We start from the raw sequence: 19,551 nt of genomic DNA on the forward strand, positions 1-19,551 counted from the left end.
AAGCTGGAAAGCGAAGGGGAGGGCATGGATGCCCTCACTCTCTTAAAAAAACCAGGCCGTTTGTCAGGCTGAAAATGGCTGAACCCCTCGCAAGTCTACATGTCGGGCCGTGGGAAACGCTCGATCAACATTTGACCAGGGAATGGAGAAAAGGGAGCCCTGCCTTGAACATTTCAGCTACCTGCGCCATGAGCAGCCTGTTGGTTTCGCTTGCCGCTTCTGGTACCGGGATTATTCCGGTCTTCGACCTGGACTTCACCCGATCCGCTACAGAAACGCTGCAAAAACTGGGCATCAACGACGCTTGTATCATTACCGCTTCAAATCCCGCTGCATTTACCTACTGCCGAGAAGGATCGTCAACGCTCTGGAAGTATCAGGTGTTGGATCTGGAGCAGCAGGCGCAGATCCAGATGGGTCAAACGCGGTCTTCGTCGGATTATCACCAGATTACTGTCGAGCAACTCAATAGCGCTGCCTGCGAACCCGATCACCCTGCGCCAGTGATAGAACCGGCTACCAGTGGTGGACTTGTCCTCGGTCTGCTCACTCTGTTTCTGTTAATCGGTTTGCGACACGCCCGCCAGTTGTAACCCAAGCGTAATGAATGCTCCCCACTGGTTCTTAACTGCTGAACAAGCTGATGAGACTCCAGGCGGCCCCTATCGCAAGGATGAAAAGCACGAGTACCAATGTGAGGATTAGCGGCTCACTTCGCATGAAGGTGACTCCTCGGAAGGGCTGGCGATGCGCGATGCGCTAGTGAACGCACAGCATTCTCTATGCCAGAAAATTCAACAGCCTATCGTTCCCGGATAGCGCGGCAGCCTGATTCTTTGGCCAGTTTCCAGCAGAAAAGTTGACACAGGATGCGGGTAATAAAGCCCGTTTATGGGGGATTTCTCGCAACGTGGGGCGATATCGGCCTGCATAGATAATTTTCCAGCAGGATGACAACCTCCGGCACAAAGCCAGAATGCCCAAGCAGTTTTGGCTGATCAGCCGTCACGGTGTGGATGATCGCATGCGCAGCAATGCTCATCAGATAGATCGACAGATCGGGGTCAGGCACGTTCTTCATGAACGGTTCAAGTACCTGCGCGAACTGCCGGCGAAGTTGATCATTGTCCTCCGGCAGGTGCCTCACCGTGCGCGGCAATTCTTCGTGAATGGCTTTGTGTACCGCCGGCGCAACGCGATGTTCATTGACGATCATCTCGACGATTAGCGTCAGCGCTTCTCGAAGAGAGGGCTGCGACGGCAAGACCGCCAACGCCTCAAGCAGATCGGCGCGCGTTGCCACGGCGTGACGCCGCTGTAACTCGGCGATCACGGCTTCCTTGTTCGGAAAGAACTGGTACAGCGAACCAATATTGACCCCTGCACGCTCGGCAATGGCGTTGGTCGTCAGGCCCTCCCAGCCGACCTTGGTCAAAATGTAAGTCGCCGCTTGAATAATCGCATCGACTGTCGCACGGGAACGTGCCTGAGCCGGGATTTTCCGGGGGATGACGGTCGATCTGCGTTTGCTCAAAGAAGGCCCCGGAACGCGAGTTTTTAAAAGATAAGCTTTAACTTACGATTTGCGACGTGAAAGCACAACGCGCTTCCCGTCCTTGAGAATATTTGAACCATGAACACACAAGTTTTCGTACGCCCTTGGGACGCCTTTCAGGCAGCGAATCGCTTTCGCAGAGCCATTCGGAAATTCAACCGGGCACCCATTCCAGAGGAGGAGGTGCAGGCGCTGCTCGCTGAAGCAGCTTATGCACCCTCAAGCGGCAATCTGCAGCCTTACGAGCTGCACTGGGTTCGAGACCCGGCCTTGAAAGCCAGCATCGCTAATGCATGCAATGGACAAAAGGCAGCCGCAACGGCCGCAGACTTTATTGTCGTTGTCGCCAGTCCCGCGCTAGGCCTTCGCACAGCCCAGAAGCAGCTCGCGCACGTTGAGAGTTCCCCAGCGCTGGGACCGGACTCGAAAGCCTACTATCGCAAGCAAGTAGGGATGTTTCAAAAAATCCTGGGCGTTGGATCTTCCGCGCTGTGGTCACCGCTTGTTCTCCTTGCGGCACTGATTCGTCCCACGTTGTCCCTGATCCCCATCGGTCCTGTCGGCGGTCGCCAATGGGCCGCGCGCAACGCCATCTTTGCCGCTCAGACACTGATGCTCGCAGCGGCCGCGAAAGGCATCGACTCGTGCCCCATGGAGGGTTTTTCTGCCTCGCAGGTTGCCAGGCTGCTCAGACTCCCGCGGGGCTCTGTCATTCCTCTCGTGATTGCACTGGGTTACCGCGCCGATGACGCGAGGATTGAGGAGCGGTGGCGTAATCCGGTGAACGACATTGTCATTTCACACTGAGAGACAACTGCTATGGGAGAAGCCGGACCGGATCGATGGCGGCTTGAAGCAGGCAACGGCCGGCAAACATTTTGGCGATGCGAGCCTGCATGGACTCTTACGAAGATAAAGTTTCTGGCTGTAATATCAGTTTAATATCATTCGGCTATGGTTCTGCATTTAGTCGGTGCGATGATTTCAGTATGAGCGCAGAACACTTCACCTTCATGCGTCCCAAGCTACCCAGAGATCATAAATGTGCAGGGGATTTGTGCAATGAGGTACCTGCGATCGGCTTGAACAGCACCAACACGCTTGTGATGGAAATTTTCACCGCGCAGCGGGATATCGTGTGCCTGGCGGTGGTTGAAGATGCGCGCCCGGTCGGTTTAATAAACCGGAGCATTTTTCTCTCACAAATGAGCAAACCTTTTCACCGGGAGCTGTATGACAAAAAGAGCTGCATCGCTTTTATGGACAAGGAACCGTTAATCGTAGATGCCGAGATGAGCATCGAAGAGTTGGCGTTCAAAACGGTGGAATATGGTGAAAAGGCCCTCGCGGACGGCTTCATCGTGACAAAAAACGGCCACTTCATCGGCTTGGGAAATGGCTTGCAACTGATGGCTGTGGTGGCCGCAATGCAAGCTGAAAAAAACCGCCAAATGATGCAGAGCATTGAGTACGCGAGTGTGATTCAGCGCGCAATGCTTCGGGCTTCTCGCGACGCCTTGGCGTCCACGCTGGATGATGCGGCATTGTTGTGGGAGCCACGGGACGTTGTTGGCGGCGACTTTTACCATTTTTGCGCTTACCCCGATGGATGGTTCGGAGCCATTGCAGACTGTACCGGTCATGGCGTTCCGGGGGCCTTCATGACCCTGATCGCATCATCTTCTTTAACCCAAGCGCTTGACCAGATAGGACCCCGTGACCCTGCGAATCTTCTATCAGCCGTCAATCGAGGCGTTAAAGGGCTGCTAGGGCAAGTCAATGGGCTGGACGGCACGCCGGAGTCCGATGACGGCCTTGATGCTGCTTTTTTTTGGTTCGATACAGCCACCCAAATACTGGGATTTGCTGGAGCCAGAATGTCGTTGAATGTGTTGAAACCCGATGCCGACCAGCTTGAAACCATTACCGGTCAACGTATGGGAGTCGGTTATGTTGACAGCGATTTCGACTTTGCGTGGGAGGTGAGTACCGTTCACATGCCGCCAGGAAGTCTCATCTTCATCGTCACCGATGGCCTCACGGACCAGATTGGCGGGCCCAAAAAGATCGCATTTGGTAAGCGCAAGGCGTTCGAAACGATACTGGAACATCGCGATAAATCCTCAACCGTCATTTGCGAGGAGGTGCAACGTACACTTGCAAGTTGGCAGGGAGAACAAGCCCGTCGTGACGACTTGACCCTTTTTTGTGCCCGCATCAGGAACTGATAATGCTGAACTCCCCATCCGCGCACCACGACTGTACTTTCTTCGATTTGGCTCAAAAGCGGAACGTCATTTTTTATCATATGGGGTATTTTTCGCACCCCATCATTGCGGCCATGGCTGAGGTCGTGAAGCTGCAACTTGAAATTTCCGGAGTCAGTGGTCCGACACGGCGTAAGTTGTTCTCATCCTTTATCGAGCTGTCCCAGAACATCATCCACTACTCGTCTGATTCGCTGCATGTTGCGGTTTCCGATGAGTCGGTTCTGCGCCAGGGCGCGGTGTGCATCAGTAAGGAAGGTGAGCACCATCTGATGCTCTGTGCCAACCCTATCGCAACAAAGGACGTCGATCGCTTGCGTGAAAAGCTCGACCCCCTGCGCAAGATGTCGCTTGAAGAAATAAAGCACGCTTACAAAGTGACGTTGCGGGCGGAGACTCCAGTGGACAGTAAAGGAGCCGGTTTGGGGTTTCTGACAATGGCGCGCGATGCTTGCGCGCCACTGGAGTTCTACTTTCATCCAAGAGCTGATGATCCGGACACTACCTTGTTCTGCCTTAAAGCCATCATTTGAGTCGAGTGACACATTCGCCATGGATAATTTCTACATTGACGCAACTGCAACTTCGCCGGAAGTAGACTTCCGTTTCGATGAAAACCTTCTGTCGATAAAAGGCGAGTCTTATCCCGAAAACGCTGCTGCATTTTATGCCCCGATCATCCAGCACTTACGCAATTTCCTGCAGGGGCGAGAGGGGGCGAGAATTACAACGAACATCGCACTGGCCTATTTCAATAGCTCCAGTACAAAAATGCTGTTCAGCATTTTCGATGCGCTTGATCGGTCGGCTCAGGCCGGTAATCAGATTGAAGTCAACTGGTACCACGATGAGGAAGACGACACGATTTTTGAGTTTGGTGAGGAACTGAAGGCCGACTTCACCTCAATTATGTTCAACGATCATCCGATCACCACCTGAGGGGATGATAAAAAATGCCCGCTCCAGTCGCTTCCGTCAGCACTTTGGGTGATCCAGCCTACGACCTGTTCAAAAGCGAGAATGATGCGCTTGAACACGCTCGCGCTATTCTGGCGTTAAGCGGGGCTGACGCCGAAGTGTACCGGTGTTCCCTTGCTGGCATGGCTACACACTTCGAGCGTTTGATGCGCGAGACACGCCGCCTGATCGGCCGGAGCGACCGGGCCGAACGCGAAATGAACACCCTTAACGCACAACTGCAAACGCTGGCCCGCCAACTGGAGTATCGCGCGACCCACGATGCCCTGACGGGTGTGCTGAACCGTGGCGCAGTGATTGATTTAACCGTACAGGCCCTGCAAAAATCCGGTGCCGTGATGGTCGTCCTGGATATTGATCACTTCAAGCAAGTGAACGACGAGTTCGGTCATCCTGCGGGGGATATAGTCATTCAGGGAATAGTCGGCTGCCTGCGTCGGATCGTAGGCGATAGCGGAATAATCGGACGAGTTGGCGGTGAAGAATTTACCGTACTGATCCCCGCCGGAGAAATTGTGGAGGGTTTGAGGCTTGCGGAGGCCATGCGCGAAGCGATTGCATCTCATGTGTTTGGCAGTCCAGTGAACCGACGAATCACCGCGAGTTTTGGCGTTAGTGCCAGTCCAGTGGGAACAAGTTTCGATTCCGCCTACGGCCTGGCGGATGAAGCGCTTTACCACGCGAAGCGCTCTGGCAGAAATCGTGTACAGGCAGCAGGCGAAGCGTAGAACAACCGAAGCACGCGCCTCAAACGACTCGTCCACCCGACAGGGCGCCTGCAGTGTAAGCGTCCGGCAAAAGCAGCTGGTCATCACCTTGAAGCCAGATTCGGCTTGCCTTCTTACCCATGCCAGACGCTGCCCTCGCCAGCGCTATTCGTCCACGCTGATGCCCGATCCTCCTGATTCCTTGGCGACATCCTTCAGCTTGGGCAATCCATCCTTCATGCGCAGCACGGTCTCTTGATAGTGAACGTGAACGCTGGGCGAGTACGCGAGATCCGGGATGACCCCCGCATACACGTCGATGAGCCCCATCCCCGGGTGTTCAGTGAAGAGGTGCCCGCCGCACGTCTTGCACCACTTGCGGTAACTCTGCGGTGTCTTGTTGTAGGTGCCGATGTTGTCAGCGCCTCGAGTCACTTGCACCGCCTCGGGTTTCCATAGCGTGAAGGCATTGACCGGCCCTGCTGACCAATGTCGACACGACTCGCAGTGGCAATAGCCCATCGCGGCCGGCTCGCCGCTGACTGTGAACTCGACTGCACCGCAAAAACAGCTGCCTTTGTAAGACCGTTCAATGCTCATGGCATGACTCCTTGATCAATTGTCAGGCGATACCGCCGGACATGGCATGGATCGCCTGAACGTTGCCTGCCTTCACCTGTCGATGTAGCGCACCGCTGTCGTCGGCGTGCGCCGCACCTGCAGTTCGAAAATGTCAGGGCGCGCGTAGTGCCCGGTGACGTCGAACGTCCGACGCGCTGGCGCCACGAGTGTGACGTCGATGTCCGCAAACAAAATGCCTGCCTCTCGGTGCAACGGACCGGCCACGATCCGACCTTGAGGATTGACCACTACAGAGTCGCCGTCGTTTATCCATTCGTCCGGATCGGGAAACAGTTGCGTACGCGCCGGGAAGTCGTCGGGAATATCGCTGCCGCGAAGTACGGTGCCGCTGCCGAGCACCCAACAGCGGCCTTCGAGTGCAATGTGGCGCATCGTGCTGATCCAGCCCTCGCCACTGTCGTACGTGGGTGCGACGTAGATCTCCACCCCTTGGGCATACAGTGAATAGCGTGCCAGCGGCATGTAGTTTTCCCAGCAGATGAGCGTACCAAGGCGACCGACCGGTGTATCGACCGTACGCAACCCGGAGGCATCACCGAAGCCATGCACCATGCGCTCGGGATTCGTCGGCATCAGCTTGCGGTGTCGGTTGAGCACTGCGCCGCTCGCGCCGATAACGACTACGCTGTTATAGAGCGTGCCGCCACCATTGCACCGGTCGCATTCATTGATGCCGCACACGATCGTCACGGCGTGAACCCTGGCGGCCTCGCACAATTGGCTCAGGTCACCGTTGGTGATATCAACGGCGTTGGCCAGCAGCCGCGTGTGCAACTGGCCCATTACGGCCCCGTCTTTTCCCGCCGCCAACCGCCAGATCCACGACGGGTAGCCTGGAATGAACTGTTCGGGCAAAACGATCAGCGAGGCTCCTGCCGCCGCAGCCTCGGCGACCGATTGCTCGGCCCGGGTGATCGTCGCGCTGCGATCGAGCAGCACGGGCGGGCGCTGAATGATGGCTACCTTGGTCATGGCGTTCTCCTTTGACTTTTGGCTTTCTAAGGCTTGAGCGTGCGCGTGGCGAAGTCGCGGGGCTAGTTCAGAATCTGAAGCGTTGTAATTGCGGAGCCCAGGCAATGGACGAAAGCTACGGTCAGTTCTGCACGGTCGCACGCGGTGCTGAAGCACTGTGCGAGCGCTGGACACCTTTGGTCGTGCGCGAGTTGCTCTGCGGCAGCAAGCGCTTCAACGAACTGCACCGCGGCGTGCCCCGGATGTCCACCAACCTGCTGGCACAGCGGCTGCGCCATCTGGAAGAAATCGGCGTCGTGCACCGCACGGCCACAGGCAAAGTCTGGGAGTACAGCCTGACCGAGGCGGGCGAGGAATTGCGCCCCATCATCATGGCGCTTGGTCATTGGGGCGCGCGCTGGATCGGCAGCCGCCTTCGCGATGACCAACTCGACGCGGGCCTGCTCATGTGGGACGTGCGCCGGTTCGTGCGCATCGAAACGTTCCCGCCTCGACCGGTGGTCATCCACTTCAAATTCCGCGACGCCCGGCCCGGCGAGCAAGCGTGGTGGCTCGTGGTCGAGGAGGGTGTGGCAGACCTGTGTCGCGACGACCCCGGCCGCGAACTGACGCTCATCGTGGACTCGAGCGTGCGCGCATTGACCGAGGTGTGGGCGGGCGACCGCACCCCGCGGGAGGTTCTTCAGTCGCGAGAGCTGCGCGTGGATGGCGCCGTGAAGGACGCGGAAAACCTGTGGCGCTGGCTTGGCACGAGCGCGTTCGCGGGCACCCGGAGCGCGGCCGTGACTCGGTAACTGTTTGGAGCGACCCCGATGTTAAACGTGCTCTTCATCTGCAGCCAAAACCGCCTGCGTAGCCCCACGGCCGAACACCATTTTGCTGATTGGCCGGGCGTGGAAACTGCATCGGCGGGTATCAGCAATGATGCGTATGTTCCAGTCAGCCTGGAATTGCTGCAGTGGGCTGATCTGGTATTTGTCATGGAGCCGATTCATCGCAACAAACTGGTGGCTCGATTTGGTTCGGAACTGGGGGAAAAAAGTGTTGTGTGTCTAGACATACCTGACGAGTTTCAGTACATGGAGCCTGCGCTGATCAAGTTATTGGACGCGAAAGTGACGCGGTATTTGCCTTCTTGAAGTGAGGGCCAGCCGTCCGTTGGATGCCGGTGAACCACGTTGATCACGGACACAAAAAAACAGGCGCCTTGATGGCTAATGCCGATCAGTCAGGCGAATTGTTCGCTGTAGGAGCAGCCGGTCGACGCTCGATTGCTTGCGATGGTCGTGAACGATAACGCGTACTTACGGGCAAAACGCGGCGCTCTCGAGTCCATCGCGAGCAAGCTCGCTCCTGCAATTTCCTCAACGGACTGGCATTAGCCTTGATGGCGCCCTTTTTTTTACTTGTTCGTCGTTGCACCCGCAAAGCCGCGATTGCGAGCGCAAGCGAATTCCTCGCGACTGGAATTTTTTCATGGCGTGAAGTGTAAAGTGAAAAAGGTGTCCTAGACTCCAGGCTTTAAATGGTCTGATTTCATAAAATTTCCACCGTTGTGACTACTGGGGTTTTTATATGAATTCACAGTCTTCAGACGCAGGCTCTCGATTAAGCGTACTTGATGGATGGCGCGGGATGAGCATCTTGCTTGTCTTGGCGTGCCACCTGCTACCGCTTGGCCCAAAGCCTTGGCAGTTCAATTCCGCCGCAGGCGTTATGGGAATGGCTATATTTTTTACGCTTTCGGGTTTTCTGATAACAAGTTTTTTACTCAGCAACAGCAGCGTCGTTGATTTTTTAATCCGCAGGATCTTTCGGATTGTGCCTCTCGCTTGGTTGTACATGGCAATTGCTTTATTTGTCATGGGCAGCACTTCGGATTTCTACATCGCAAACTTCCTGTTCATTGCCAACTGGCCGCCCATGTGGCTTGGCCATGCAAACGGCCACCTATGGAGTTTGTGCATGGAGGTCCAATTTTATGTGGCCATAGCTTTGTTGGTAGTTCTGATGAGAAACAAGTGGGTAGTGCTAATCCCGCTTCTCTGCATCGCCGTCACGATGTACCGAGTCATGAATGATGTCCATGTCGCAATCAACACGTATTACCGCATCGATGAAATACTTGCTGGTTGCATACTTGCACTGATTTACAATAAAACACAGGGTAACCCCCTTTCAAAACTCTCGACACAAATGGGGGGCGCGCAAATAGTTTTATTCCTCCTGTTTGCCTTGTCCTGTCATCCCGATGCGGGCTTCATGAACTACTTTCGCCCCTATCTTGCCGCAGCAATGGTGGGGAGCACATTGCTCAATAGCCGGACACGAGCTGCCCAGATTCTGAATAATCGCGTTCTATTTTATATCGCCACCATCTCGTACGCTCTCTACGTTGTTCATCCGCTGCTAGAACAGAGCTGGTTGGGAAGCGGAGATACCGTCATAAAATATTTGAAGCGCCCTTTGTTGTTCGTTGCAATTTTTCTCACCGCGCATATCTCGACCTTCTATTATGAAAAATGGTGGATTGCTTTTGGTAAGACATTTGCAAAGAAAGTAGCGAGGCAGTCTGTTACAAGCTAAACGTCTGCAGAGGGTCGCGAGCAGTCCTCAGTGAGCGGCTGGACGTGTTAGCGTTTCTCCATCCATCCATCCATCCATCCATCCAGCCGACGTTGTTGCCGTTTTTCGTGCCGGAAGGGTCACCGGGTGTGCGGCACCGGCGAACGTGAGGTTAGGAACGTCAATAAGGCGGCCAGCATTAGCAGCACTGCGCTGGTGATGAAAGTGCTCTGGTAGCCGAGAGTGTCAAACAGTACGCCACCCACGGTGGAACCCACTGCGGTGGCCAACTGCACGATTGCCACCATCAGTCCACCGCCCGCCTCGGCATGATGTGGCAAGGCGTGCGCAATCCAACTCCACCAACCCACTGGCGCTGCCGTCGCAATAAATCCCCAGAGCCCCAGTAGCACCGCCACGGGGATAACCCAAGTGCCAGCAGGAATCAACCCCAAAGCAATCACGGCCATCAGCAGTGAGACAGTACTGAGGGTGCCGTATAGGCTGCGTTTCAGCACCACGCCGATCATCGTCGTGCCACAAAAGCCAGCCATGCCTATCACCAATAGCAGCAGAGAAAGGGTCGGCACGTTGACCAAGGTGACTGTTTCCAGAAACGGGCGCAGGTAAGTGAACAGCGCAAACTGGCCCATAAAGAACAGGCTGCCGGCGGCCATGCCCAGCGCCACCGTGCGATTTTTCAGCAGTTTGAAAACATTGCCAGCACCTGGCGAACGCTCCTGCGTTGCCATACTTGGCAGGCTGACCCATTGCCAGACGAGTGCAATTAGCGCCACCGGAACCAAGCAAAAAAATGCACCACGCCAACCTACTACTGAGCCCAGATAACTGCCCAGTGGCGCTGCCACCACGGTCGCCAAGGCGTTGCCGCTGTTGAAAACAGCCAGCGCCCTGGACACCTGTGCGGCCGGAACCAGGCGCATCGCGGTGGCTGCCGACATCGACCAGAAGCCGCCAATCACCACACCAATCAGGGCACGCCCAACCATGTAAATCAGGTAGTTCGGAGCAAGTGCCACGACGGCGCCCGAGACAGTTATCAAGCCGGTTAACGCCAGAAGCAGAGTCTTTCGATTTACGGTGCCGGCGATCCAGCTGGGCCTTTGTGACCGTGGCGCGCGTGGGCAGCTTCACCCGCGCTGCGGTGCAACTTGGGGTGACCCAATCGGCAGTGAGTCAGGTGGTTTCGGCCTTGGAAGCACGTCTAAAAATTCGCTTGCTTACTCGCACCACGCGCAGCGTTTCTCTGACTGCGGCGGGGGAGCGGCTGCTGGAAGCGGTGGGCCATCGCTTTGATGAAATCGAAGCCGAAGTGGAAGCCTTGACCGAGCTGCGCGACAAACCGGCCGGTACGGTGCAGATTACCTGCGGTGACAACATCATCAAAACGACGCTGCTACCCAAGCTGACGCCGCTGCTGCAGATGTACCCGGATATCAAGCTGGAGTTCGATATCAACTATGGCTTTCGCGATATCGTCGCCGACCGCTTCGATGCTGGCGTGCGCTTCAGTGACACGGTGGCCCAAGACATGATTGCCGTGCCCATTGGCCCGGCAATACGGATGGCCGTAGTGGCAGCGCCAAGCTACTTAGCCCAAAACCCTATCCCTGAACACCCTCGCGATCTGGCAGCACATCGCTGCATTGACATACGTTTCCCCACCTATGACGGTATGGACGCGTGGGAATTCGAGCGTCAGGGCCAGAAGCTGAAAGTGCGGGTAAACGGCCAATTGCTGTTTAACTCCACCACCCATATCGCCGATGCAGCGGTGAGCGGGCTGGGCATCGCTTACCTGCCCGAGGACGAGTTCGCCTCACAACTGGCTCAAGGGCGCCTGGTTCGGGTAATGGAAGACTGGTGTGAGCCATTCGGCGGTTTTCACTTGTACTACCCCAGCCGCCGGCAACCTTCCCAGGCATTTTCGCTGGTCGTTGATGCATTGCGGGTGGACCGCTTGCCACCCGATGACAGCCTGACCGCCACGGATGCGTGACCACGACGATTGGAACTCGGCGAGTGGGCCGTGCCAACAATGTCACCGTTTTTTGAAACGTAAACGCCAGACGTTGTCTTAACAGGGGGCAGGCAAAGGGGGAAATCATGACAACGCAAAAATTAACCATTAAAGACTTGCAGTTGAACGTTTCAATCCGCGGCGAAGGCTCACCGCTGCTCTTGCTCAACGGCTTGGGTGGTTTGATCCGTACCTTCGATCCCCTGCGCGATGAACTCGTGGACTACAGGACCATTACGTTGGACGTGCCTGGGGTCGGCAAATCGCAAATGCCCCGCTGGCCGATGCGTCTGCCGCGCCATGCGGACCTGATCGCCGAGATGCTCAAGCAATTGGGAATCGACCAGGTCGATGTGTTCGGCGTGAGTTGGGGCGGTGCGTTGGCGCAAGAGTTCGCCCTGCGTTACCCGAGCATGGTGCGCCGGCTGATCCTCGCGGCGACCTCGGCCGGCCCGGCGATGCTGGTGAAGCCCGCCGACATCCTGGATTTTTTTGGCAGGAGCAAAAGCGCCAAACTGCGCAAGCAAAAAGGCTCGCGCAATTCAATACAGACGCTGCTGCGCTTCGGTGTGATGAACGGCATGCTCACGGGCAACCCGCGAACTTATTACCACCAGCTCACCGCCCTGGTCGGCTGGACCAGCCTGCTGCGACTGTTCCGTCTGCGCCAGCGCACGCTGATCCTCACCGGCGAACGCGACACCCTGGTGCGGCTGTACAACGCGCACATCCTGCGCCGCACCATTCGCCGTGCCGAACTGCACATCCTGCAGGGGGAGGGGCATTTTTTCGTGGTGACCAGCGCCAGGCGAACCGCCGAAGCGATACGCGAATTCCTCTGCCGGCAGCACGGCGATGAAGAGCCCGCGCCGATGATCGCCAACGGCATGTCCAAGCCACGCCTGCTGCAATCCGAGCGCAATTGATCGCTGATGCCTGCTAATGGGCTTGCCCAAGATTGTGCAGATGAAGGCATCGTTATTGAAACGCCCGTCAGCCTTGGCTCCAGAGGTCATCGGCTTGGGCGCATAGGCGGTGATACCTGCTTCGTGACAAGCGAGGATTTGTTCGCTTTTAAAGTAACCTCGGTCAGCCACTACCGACAATGTATCTGACTCCATCGCCTCGCGGGCTTGCTTGGCCATCGAGCTGAGTTGATCGCGGTCGGAACCGACGTTGGTCACCTCATGTGCAACGATCAAATGGTTCTGGGTATCGAACGCTGTTTGCACGTTGTAGCCGACAATTCCGGTGCCGCGCGTCATCATGGAGCGGGTGTCTGGATCGGTCAGTGAGACCGGTTTATCCGGCGATTCGTTGAGCTGAGCTTCAATCGCTTGAAGCTCTTTCATTCGCGTCTTCAGCTTGGCGATCTTCTCTTCCAGCCGCGCGGCGTTGGGCTCGGAGGCAGTGGGTTCTTGTCGATCAGCAGCATCAAGCGCGGTCAGGTAGCGGCTGATGCTCGATTCAATTTCTTCCATTCGCCGCTTTAGTTTGGCGCTAGTGAAGTTGCGGTCACGATTGTTGACGTCCTTGAATGTACTGCATCAGGGCGTACACAATAATGCCGCCAAACACGCCCGGCGTGCAGTGGCCCAGTCAGACCCTAAAAGCCAGGTGGAGGCGGTAAGGCCCTCACGCCGGGAGGAGGCAAGAGCTTTACGCTGGGAGGATCGGGTAGGGATGGCAGAGGTTTTATGTCGGGAAAACCGGGCGGGGACGGCATAGGTTTTATGTCAGTAGGACCGGGTGGGGAAGTTGGCTGGGGCAAAGGCGGCGGCGGTAGCTTTGGTAACCCACCTGCGGGCGGCTTGAGCAGATGGGCAACGGATTTGACCTTCTGGGCAATGGCTTCGGTGACTGCCTTTTTGGCTGCCTCAGCGAGTGCCTCGCACACGGCGCGGATGATCGCGGGCGGGGTGGCACCGTTTGTGGTCACGCCGATATTGGCGAGATGCAGCGGAGGCAGCGGTACCGTAAGCGCGCCTCCGGACAGGGGAATGTCAAGTGAGATCGAGCCGCCCATGACGGTGAGATCGCGGATGATGACCTTGCGTACGGTGCTGTCCGCCCGTATAGCAGCCGGGGTGGCGGAATAGGCTTGGGCGTTGTTCTTGATAGTTTCCAGATTGCTAATGGCGGTGGGACTTTGCGCCTTGAAAGTGATCTGCGGCGCGATGATTGTGACGGAGTCGACAATGACAGGGCCGCCTCCAAGAACGGAGGCACTCTCCACCTGCAAGGCGACACGGTTCACCACCACCGCATAGGGCGAAGAAAAACCATTAGGGTTGCCCACGGTAAGCCCATCGAGCACCCCCGTTCCGGAGAAGGGCGAGAATTCAACGGTACCCACGAGCACCTGTGCTTGAGTGGCAAGGCCGCCTTCGGTCTCGATGGCGGATTTGACGGTTGGGGCGAACTGGGCGAATAGAGTCCACAATGAAATAGCGGCGACGGCGAGCAGGGCGGCAAGGGCAAAGCCTAGGGTTTTAGGCATGGTGTGGGGGGCTCCATAAAAAGGCGGGTGCCTGGGCTGTGACCTCGAACTTGACTATCGAAGTAACGCGGGATATCTGAGTCGCCGCGATCGCGTCAGGATGAATCATCATGAAGTCCAACCTCAGGAGTTCAGTGGATCAACGGCTGCTGACCTGCCTTGCCAGTGGCTGTAATCCTAACCATGGGCGCCAACTATCGAGATCGACCCTTGCCATTTCAAATAGGGCTCGCAGGTCAATAGACTCGAATGAACTGACACATTCATCGAGGGAGGCGTGCTTGAGTCGGCACGGGTGATCTACCGGCAACCTTGTTCCGGTGAGATAGGTCGTCAGAAAATAGGAGGCGACGTAATCGGAACGAAAATCGTGTGAGCCCCCGGTGTGCAACCAGGTATTCATCTTGTCAGTAAGGTGCGCTGCGAACTCGCGGGCATCATTACTGAGATCAACCGATTCGCAATCCGTCAGGTAGACCAGACTGGCGATGTCGGCGAGCGTCTTTCCATGCACGGTGCAATAAAGCCGCACATTTTCGCCTTTCAGGATAGGGCCGGTGTAACGCTTGGCGTCCTGGTGGAGAACCGCCTGAACATTGGAGAAAAGGTCATAACCGGGAAGCTCGACGATCACGTCATCGTTGAAGTCAACCCTGACGGCGACGATTTTTCCGCTGACAATTACCTTCTTGCCCTTGTAGGACTCAGTGGCCATCGCCTCGCCCTCTGCATACAGGGCTGCCAGACTGGAACTCGGCATCTGCTCAACCGGGCTGACCAAGGAAAGCTCCGCCAAAGCCGACTTGCCGCCGGAAAGTCCTACCAGATAGTCCTGCTCCATTACATGTTGGAAAAAGCTCATCGCCCCGCTATCTACCGTGAGCCCTGGCGCTTTCTCGGCATGGCGAAAGTCCATTTGACTCAAGTAGACCCATCCACCGGCTCCCGCAATCATCAAAAAAATGGCAAGCAGTCCGAACAGAACCGTCAGTCGCCCGCGTTTACTGCGTCTTGGAATAGTAGTGCTTGGGGTGAAATTTTCGATAGGTTGGGCCATTGATAGCTCCTCGAATTCCTTGAGTTGTTCATTCGTAGTTTTGGGCGCCCTCCCAGACCGCGACGAGGATTGCAGCTAGCAATCAAACCCGAAGAGGTGCCGGGGTGACAGGTGGCAAGGGACGATTATCGATAGAGAATTTGTAGATCCGTACCGTACGGTACAGTTTATATCGTTGACATTGGGCTTCCGTCAAGAAAAACTGTACAGAACAGTTCAGTTCATGCAGCGAAGGAGAACACATGAATAGAAGGAGTGCTAAGCGGGACGCGATTCTGGACACCGCTTACCGGTTATTCCGTACGCAGGGGTTCGACAAGACATCTGTCTCACAAATAACCACCGAGGTTGGCGGCTCCAAGGCGACGATCTACAGCCACTTCCCCTCGAAGGAAGATCTGTTCCTCGAATGTATGGTGGGTGCCGCCGAAGAGTACATCTCGGGAGCCATTGCGCAGTTGGATGCATCTCGAACCGACCCGGAATCAGTACTTCGAAATTTTGGAGTCAGTTTCCTGCGGTTGATCTGCTCCGCCGACATGGTGGCTGTGCGCCGCCTGATGATCGCCGAAGCGGAACGCTCTGATATCGGCAAACTGTTCTTCACCAAGATCATCTCTCTGCGGGCACATGTTGCAGCGTTTCTATCCAACTGCATGGCACTGGGAGTCTTGCGCACCGCCGATCCACAACTTGCCGCAGAGCATCTGCGCGCCCTATTGGAGGCTGACCTTGCCGAGCCATTACTGTTACGCGTGCTGGAAAGCGCCCCAGATGAAAAGGAACTTGCGCTCGCGGTGGATCGAGCCGTTTTTACCTTTCTGAAGGCTTACGCGCCGGACTAAACACTCTAACGAGAGCCAAATCCTTTTAGCAGGTCGCATTGTAACTCGAGCAATCAGCCGATTATTTTGTTAAATACGGGCCGAATTCTGCCGCTGCTGACCGCCAGCTTTGGGTCCAGGCTGTGTGAAAACGCCAAATGATTGTCTACCCTTCTGATCGTCCAGATCGTATCGGGGGCGATCATGAAGCGATTCATTGAAGGTGAGACTCGGACGCAGGTGACGCTGCTGCCGGAGTGCCTGGACGACTACGAACCGAAGAAAATCCAGTCCGAGTGGTCGATGTTTTCGTCGATGAACTCGACCTGGGTGCACTTGGGTTTGAAGGTGTTGATCCTGCTGCAACGGGTCGTCCGGCCCACCATCCAGCGGTGTTGCTGAAGATCTATATCTACGGCTACCTCAATCGGATTCAGTCCAGCCGCCGGCTAGAGCGTGAGGCCGAGCGCAACGTCGAGTTGATGTGGCTGACAGGGCGTATGGCCCGGGACTTCAAAACCATTGCCGACTTTCGCAAAGACAACGGCAAAGCCATTCGAAGCGTATGCCGCCAGTTCGTAGTTCTTTGCCGCACCCTCAATCTCTTCTCTCAGTCGATCATCGCCATCGACGGCAGCAAATTCAAAGCCGTCAACAAACGCGACCGTAACTTCACCCAGGGCAAAGTAAAGGCTCGCATGCAGCAGATCGAGCAGAGCATTGATCGATATCTGGCGGCGATGGATTCGGCGGATCGGGCAACGCCCGAAGTGGCCGAGGCCAAAGCAGAGCGGCTTAAAGAAAAGATAGAAACACTGAAAAAGCAGATGCAGAAACTCAAGGATATCGAGGTTCAGCTCCACGAAAGTCCAGACCAGCAGATCTCCCTCACAGATCCAGATGCACGCTCAATGGCCACGAGCGGCCGAGGCACCGAAACGGTTGGCTACAACGTACAAACCGCTGTCGACGACAAACACCATCTGATCATTGCCCATGAGGTGACCAACGTTGGCAATGATCGCGGGCAGCTGAGCAATATGGCGAACCACTACCTACGTACCGAAACCCCTCACATCTGGCAGCAAAGTCGAAGGCAGATTTGGCAAGCAGGATTTCATTTATCTTATTGTGTCGGACGAGTATCGATGCCCTGCGGGGCAGACCCTTATCATCGCTGGATCATGCCAGACCCGGGACCGTTGCTCGGCCCTGCTCATGGCGACTACTAGATCCCGGCACCTGCCTTGGCGTTTGTGGCTGACCCAAGCCCGCGTTACAGGCATGAAGCCAAGTGCGTTTAGAACGTATTGCCCACCGACGCTGTGATCGTAAGAATCAAACACTCTAAAAGAACTATTGATGACATCATCAAATATGATGACTATATCAATAACTCTTGCCCCGGCTTTCGCTCCTGGTCATGAGCATCACAAAACAACACCAAAAAAGGATGAAATCATGAACGCGATTTACCCAGCAGACCCAGTGCAACCCATCGATAGCGCAAGCGATCGCGGCCTTGCTTTGCAGGACTACGCTCGCTCGCTGATCCCTACGCTCAAGGCTCGTGCCCAGGAAACCGCTGCTCTCGGCCGCCTGCCCGCCGAAACCATCGCGGACCTCGAAGCCGGCGGCCTGTTAAGCATGACTACGCCGCGCCAGTTTGGTGGTGAGGCTGTCTCGGTGCGAACTTTCCTCAACGTGGTGGCCGAACTGGGTCGCGCCGACGCCTCGGTAGCCTGGGTAACGGCGTTGATCAATGTCACCACCTGGTCCGCCGCTACGTTCTTTGGCGAAGCTGCGGCGCAAGAGGTATTTCGTGGCAGCAAGCCGGCGCGCGTAGTGGGCGTGCTGTCGCCGCGCAAGGCGGTGGTCAAGAAGGTGGAAGGCGGTTACCTGATTGAAGAGGGGCTGTGGGGCTTCAACTCCGGGATTTATCACGCTACCTGGGACATGCTGGGAATTCCCTTGGTGGACGCCAGCGGCAATATGGTCGACCAAGGCGTTGCGCTGATTCCCGTCGAACAGATCGAAATTCTGCACGACTGGAATGTGATCGGGATCAGCGGCAGCGGCAGTTCCAGCGTTATGGTGAAAAACGTGTTCGTGCCTCAGGCGCGCATCGCGTCAGTCTCCCAGGCCATCGAGGGGAACTACCTGTCCACCCACTTGGCGGATGAACCGCTGTTCCGCACTGCGTGCATGCCGATGCTGTCGATAATCCTGGCCTTTCCGGCGCTAGGACTGGGCGTAGCAGCGCTGGAAACCTTTCTGGAAACCCTGCCACGTCGGGGCATTCAATACTCCTGGTACGCCAAGCAGTCCGAGGCGCCGATCACTCACCTGCAGGTCGGTGAAGCCTCCGCCAAAATCGATGCGGCGCGAACCATCCTCGAACGCCATGCAGACGCCATGGACATCAGCGCCGCCTCCGGCAGCTACATGGATTTTCTAGAACGCGCCAAGGTACGCCGCGATGTTGGATACGCCGAAAAGCTTATCTGGGAAGCCGTCGATTTGTTGGCCTCAGCCTCAGGCGGCTCGCTGGCGGCGGTCAATAACCCCATGGCCAAGATTTGGCAGGACGCCCGTATCGCGTCGCTGCATGGCATTGTCAGCCCCAACACCAACTTCGAAACCTACGGCCGGATCCTCTGCGGCATGACCCCGGGCACCCCTTTTATCTAAGCGGCGTGATCGTGCGTATCGACGAGGAGTCCGGTTATGCAAGTTTGTGACGTAGATGCGCGGTCGTTTCGCCGCGTGATGGGCAAGTTTGCCACGGGTGTTACCGTGGTCAGCTTCATCCATGAAGGTCAGCCCACCGGTATGACGGCCAATGCCTTCATGTCGTTGTCGGTGGACCCGCCCATGGTGCTGATCGCGGTGCGCACCCAGGCGCGTTTTGCCAGCAGCATTCAGGCGGGCGATGCCTTTGGCATCAGCTTTCTGCGGGAGGAGCATGAGGCGGTCAGCAGCCATTTCGGCGGTCGCCCCATCCCTGATCAGCAGCCGGTATTCCGCCAGTTGGACCAGGCGCCGGTATTAGACGGTGCATTGGTACAATTAGCGGTGCGCGCCAATGCCGTGCATGTCGGCGGCGATCATTTGATCTACACCGCCGATGTCGAGGCCCTGGAGGAGTCGGACGGCCGTCCGCTGTTGTTCTTCTCGGGTGCCTACAAACAGTTGCATGCCCTCGACCCGGCCACCTGTTGGTTTGATCTTGGCTAGCTGAAAACACCCGTTCTGACGTTGGCTACCCGGCGTGTTTTTTGCTGGGGCTAGAAACGTTTGTGACGTCATTGCGTGGATGCTTCGTTATTGCAGGGCCAACCTGGGATAACGAAGCACCGTTATTCGCGCTCCGGGCCGGCCGCTGTCATGCTCCAGTTGACTCGGGTATCCTTTCGCCGACTGCTCTAGCGCCGATGATGGTA

Annotated in this window: 19 protein-coding genes and 3 pseudogenes; 15 read left to right on the forward strand and 7 right to left on the reverse strand. The window is 56.4% G+C overall.

Translation table 11 applies throughout. The annotated features are described in order from the left end of the window. Positions 1 to 164: 164 nt before the first annotated feature. Positions 165 to 593, forward strand: a complete 429-nt coding sequence (locus ACYZT9_RS11495; protein ID WP_462009879.1) for a hypothetical protein — start codon at positions 165 to 167, stop codon at positions 591 to 593. A gap of 296 nt (positions 594 to 889) precedes the next feature. On the opposite strand, the gene ACYZT9_RS11500 is transcribed toward ACYZT9_RS11495, so the two are convergent. Beyond that, the gene (locus tag ACYZT9_RS11500) at positions 890 to 1,534 is read right to left on the reverse strand and encodes a TetR/AcrR family transcriptional regulator (RefSeq protein WP_462009880.1); all 645 of its coding nucleotides are present in this window, start codon (positions 1,532 to 1,534) and stop codon (positions 890 to 892) included. Positions 1,535 to 1,633: 99 nt separating this feature from the next. Here ACYZT9_RS11500 and ACYZT9_RS11505 point away from each other — a divergent pair, with 99 nt between their 5' ends. The 5 genes from ACYZT9_RS11505 (at position 1,634) to ACYZT9_RS11525 (ending at position 5,528) form a co-directional block, all read left to right on the forward strand. After that, complete coding sequence (locus ACYZT9_RS11505; RefSeq protein WP_462009881.1) at positions 1,634 to 2,362, forward strand: nitroreductase family protein; 729 nt, start codon at positions 1,634 to 1,636, stop codon at positions 2,360 to 2,362. 206 nt (positions 2,363 to 2,568) lie between these two features. After that, on the forward strand, positions 2,569 to 3,783 hold the full coding sequence (locus ACYZT9_RS11510) for a SpoIIE family protein phosphatase (protein ID WP_462010203.1): 1,215 nt from the start codon (positions 2,569 to 2,571) through the stop codon (positions 3,781 to 3,783). A 2-nt stretch (positions 3,784 to 3,785) separates the two neighbouring features. Continuing rightward, positions 3,786 to 4,355 (forward strand): SiaB family protein kinase, encoded by a 570-nt coding sequence (locus ACYZT9_RS11515; RefSeq protein ID WP_462009882.1) that lies wholly within the window; start codon positions 3,786 to 3,788, stop codon positions 4,353 to 4,355. Positions 4,356 to 4,374: 19 nt separating this feature from the next. After that, positions 4,375 to 4,761 carry a DUF1987 domain-containing protein gene (locus tag ACYZT9_RS11520; RefSeq protein WP_462009883.1) on the forward strand — a complete coding sequence of 129 codons (387 nt, stop codon included), beginning with the start codon at positions 4,375 to 4,377 and terminating at the stop codon, positions 4,759 to 4,761. Positions 4,762 to 4,775: 14 nt separating this feature from the next. Next, the gene (locus ACYZT9_RS11525) at positions 4,776 to 5,528 is read left to right on the forward strand and encodes a GGDEF domain-containing protein (RefSeq protein WP_462009884.1); all 753 of its coding nucleotides are present in this window, start codon (positions 4,776 to 4,778) and stop codon (positions 5,526 to 5,528) included. Between the two features lie 144 nt (positions 5,529 to 5,672). On the opposite strand, the gene ACYZT9_RS11530 is transcribed toward ACYZT9_RS11525, so the two are convergent. Together ACYZT9_RS11530 and ACYZT9_RS11535 are read right to left on the reverse strand one after the other, a co-directional pair. After that, positions 5,673 to 6,107: a GFA family protein gene (locus ACYZT9_RS11530; RefSeq protein WP_462009885.1), complete on the reverse strand. Its 435-nt coding sequence runs from the start codon at positions 6,105 to 6,107 to the stop codon at positions 5,673 to 5,675. A gap of 72 nt (positions 6,108 to 6,179) precedes the next feature. Next, positions 6,180 to 7,121, reverse strand: a complete 942-nt coding sequence (locus ACYZT9_RS11535; RefSeq protein WP_462009886.1) for a carbon-nitrogen hydrolase family protein — start codon at positions 7,119 to 7,121, stop codon at positions 6,180 to 6,182. 104 nt (positions 7,122 to 7,225) lie between these two features. Between ACYZT9_RS11535 and ACYZT9_RS11540 the strand changes: the two genes are divergently transcribed. The 3 genes from ACYZT9_RS11540 (at position 7,226) to ACYZT9_RS11550 (ending at position 9,707) form a co-directional block, all read left to right on the forward strand. Beyond that, positions 7,226 to 7,915 carry a winged helix-turn-helix transcriptional regulator gene (locus tag ACYZT9_RS11540; RefSeq protein WP_462009887.1) on the forward strand — a complete coding sequence of 230 codons (690 nt, stop codon included), beginning with the start codon at positions 7,226 to 7,228 and terminating at the stop codon, positions 7,913 to 7,915. A gap of 18 nt (positions 7,916 to 7,933) precedes the next feature. Then, on the forward strand, positions 7,934 to 8,260 hold the full coding sequence (locus ACYZT9_RS11545) for a low molecular weight protein tyrosine phosphatase family protein (RefSeq protein WP_462009888.1): 327 nt from the start codon (positions 7,934 to 7,936) through the stop codon (positions 8,258 to 8,260). A 436-nt stretch (positions 8,261 to 8,696) separates the two neighbouring features. Further along, positions 8,697 to 9,707, forward strand: coding sequence for an acyltransferase family protein (locus tag ACYZT9_RS11550; protein WP_462009889.1), 1,011 nt, complete (start codon positions 8,697 to 8,699; stop codon positions 9,705 to 9,707). Positions 9,708 to 9,826: 119 nt separating this feature from the next. Here ACYZT9_RS11550 and ACYZT9_RS11555 read toward each other — a convergent pair. Then, positions 9,827 to 10,804, reverse strand: a pseudogene (locus ACYZT9_RS11555) (MFS transporter); the annotation flags it as partial. An 8-nt stretch (positions 10,805 to 10,812) separates the two neighbouring features. Here ACYZT9_RS11555 and ACYZT9_RS11560 point away from each other — a divergent pair. Together ACYZT9_RS11560 and ACYZT9_RS11565 are read left to right on the forward strand one after the other, a co-directional pair. Next, complete coding sequence (locus tag ACYZT9_RS11560; RefSeq protein WP_462009890.1) at positions 10,813 to 11,706, forward strand: LysR family transcriptional regulator; 894 nt, start codon at positions 10,813 to 10,815, stop codon at positions 11,704 to 11,706. A 107-nt stretch (positions 11,707 to 11,813) separates the two neighbouring features. Next, positions 11,814 to 12,653 carry an alpha/beta fold hydrolase gene (locus ACYZT9_RS11565; protein ID WP_462009891.1) on the forward strand — a complete coding sequence of 280 codons (840 nt, stop codon included), beginning with the start codon at positions 11,814 to 11,816 and terminating at the stop codon, positions 12,651 to 12,653. 39 nt (positions 12,654 to 12,692) lie between these two features. Here the strand turns inward: ACYZT9_RS11565 and ACYZT9_RS11570 are convergent. From ACYZT9_RS11570 to ACYZT9_RS11580, 3 genes and pseudogenes are all read right to left on the reverse strand, one after another. Further along, positions 12,693 to 13,271 (reverse strand): annotated as a pseudogene (locus ACYZT9_RS11570) (transposase); the annotation flags it as partial. Positions 13,272 to 13,333: 62 nt separating this feature from the next. Then, the gene (locus ACYZT9_RS11575) at positions 13,334 to 14,227 is read right to left on the reverse strand and encodes a hypothetical protein (RefSeq protein ID WP_462009892.1); all 894 of its coding nucleotides are present in this window, start codon (positions 14,225 to 14,227) and stop codon (positions 13,334 to 13,336) included. 139 nt (positions 14,228 to 14,366) lie between these two features. Continuing rightward, positions 14,367 to 15,284, reverse strand: a complete 918-nt coding sequence (locus ACYZT9_RS11580) for an OB-fold protein (protein ID WP_462009893.1) — start codon at positions 15,282 to 15,284, stop codon at positions 14,367 to 14,369. A gap of 242 nt (positions 15,285 to 15,526) precedes the next feature. Here ACYZT9_RS11580 and ACYZT9_RS11585 point away from each other — a divergent pair, with 242 nt between their 5' ends. The 4 genes and pseudogenes from ACYZT9_RS11585 to ACYZT9_RS11600 all read left to right on the forward strand — a co-directional run bounded on the left by ACYZT9_RS11585 (position 15,527) and on the right by ACYZT9_RS11600 (position 19,345). Further along, positions 15,527 to 16,129: a TetR/AcrR family transcriptional regulator gene (locus ACYZT9_RS11585; RefSeq protein WP_462009894.1), complete on the forward strand. Its 603-nt coding sequence runs from the start codon at positions 15,527 to 15,529 to the stop codon at positions 16,127 to 16,129. 183 nt (positions 16,130 to 16,312) lie between these two features. After that, positions 16,313 to 17,278 (forward strand): annotated as a pseudogene (locus ACYZT9_RS11590) (IS1182 family transposase); the annotation flags it as partial. 291 nt (positions 17,279 to 17,569) lie between these two features. Further along, the gene (locus tag ACYZT9_RS11595) at positions 17,570 to 18,799 is read left to right on the forward strand and encodes an acyl-CoA dehydrogenase family protein (protein WP_462009895.1); all 1,230 of its coding nucleotides are present in this window, start codon (positions 17,570 to 17,572) and stop codon (positions 18,797 to 18,799) included. Between the two features lie 36 nt (positions 18,800 to 18,835). Next, positions 18,836 to 19,345: a flavin reductase family protein gene (locus tag ACYZT9_RS11600; protein WP_462009896.1), complete on the forward strand. Its 510-nt coding sequence runs from the start codon at positions 18,836 to 18,838 to the stop codon at positions 19,343 to 19,345. The last annotated feature ends 206 nt before the right edge of the window (positions 19,346 to 19,551 follow it).

The organism is Pseudomonas sp. ZT5P21 (assembly GCF_054897785.1).

Coding starts and splice junctions, on each gene's coding strand:
- ACYZT9_RS11505 (WP_462009881.1), top strand. CDS start 1,634: ATGAACACACAAGTTTTCGTACGCCCTTGGGACGCCTTTCAGGCAGCG.
- ACYZT9_RS11510 (WP_462010203.1), top strand. CDS start 2,569: ATGCGTCCCAAGCTACCCAGAGATCATAAATGTGCAGGGGATTTGTGC.
- ACYZT9_RS11515 (WP_462009882.1), top strand. CDS start 3,786: ATGCTGAACTCCCCATCCGCGCACCACGACTGTACTTTCTTCGATTTG.
- ACYZT9_RS11520 (WP_462009883.1), top strand. CDS start 4,375: ATGGATAATTTCTACATTGACGCAACTGCAACTTCGCCGGAAGTAGAC.
- ACYZT9_RS11525 (WP_462009884.1), top strand. CDS start 4,776: ATGCCCGCTCCAGTCGCTTCCGTCAGCACTTTGGGTGATCCAGCCTAC.
- ACYZT9_RS11530 (WP_462009885.1), bottom strand. CDS start 6,107: ATGAGCATTGAACGGTCTTACAAAGGCAGCTGTTTTTGCGGTGCAGTC.
- ACYZT9_RS11535 (WP_462009886.1), bottom strand. CDS start 7,121: ATGACCAAGGTAGCCATCATTCAGCGCCCGCCCGTGCTGCTCGATCGC.
- ACYZT9_RS11540 (WP_462009887.1), top strand. CDS start 7,226: ATGGACGAAAGCTACGGTCAGTTCTGCACGGTCGCACGCGGTGCTGAA.
- ACYZT9_RS11545 (WP_462009888.1), top strand. CDS start 7,934: ATGTTAAACGTGCTCTTCATCTGCAGCCAAAACCGCCTGCGTAGCCCC.
- ACYZT9_RS11550 (WP_462009889.1), top strand. CDS start 8,697: ATGAATTCACAGTCTTCAGACGCAGGCTCTCGATTAAGCGTACTTGAT.
- ACYZT9_RS11565 (WP_462009891.1), top strand. CDS start 11,814: ATGACAACGCAAAAATTAACCATTAAAGACTTGCAGTTGAACGTTTCA.
- ACYZT9_RS11575 (WP_462009892.1), bottom strand. CDS start 14,227: ATGCCTAAAACCCTAGGCTTTGCCCTTGCCGCCCTGCTCGCCGTCGCC.
- ACYZT9_RS11580 (WP_462009893.1), bottom strand. CDS start 15,284: ATGGCCCAACCTATCGAAAATTTCACCCCAAGCACTACTATTCCAAGA.
- ACYZT9_RS11585 (WP_462009894.1), top strand. CDS start 15,527: ATGAATAGAAGGAGTGCTAAGCGGGACGCGATTCTGGACACCGCTTAC.
- ACYZT9_RS11595 (WP_462009895.1), top strand. CDS start 17,570: ATGAACGCGATTTACCCAGCAGACCCAGTGCAACCCATCGATAGCGCA.
- ACYZT9_RS11600 (WP_462009896.1), top strand. CDS start 18,836: ATGCAAGTTTGTGACGTAGATGCGCGGTCGTTTCGCCGCGTGATGGGC.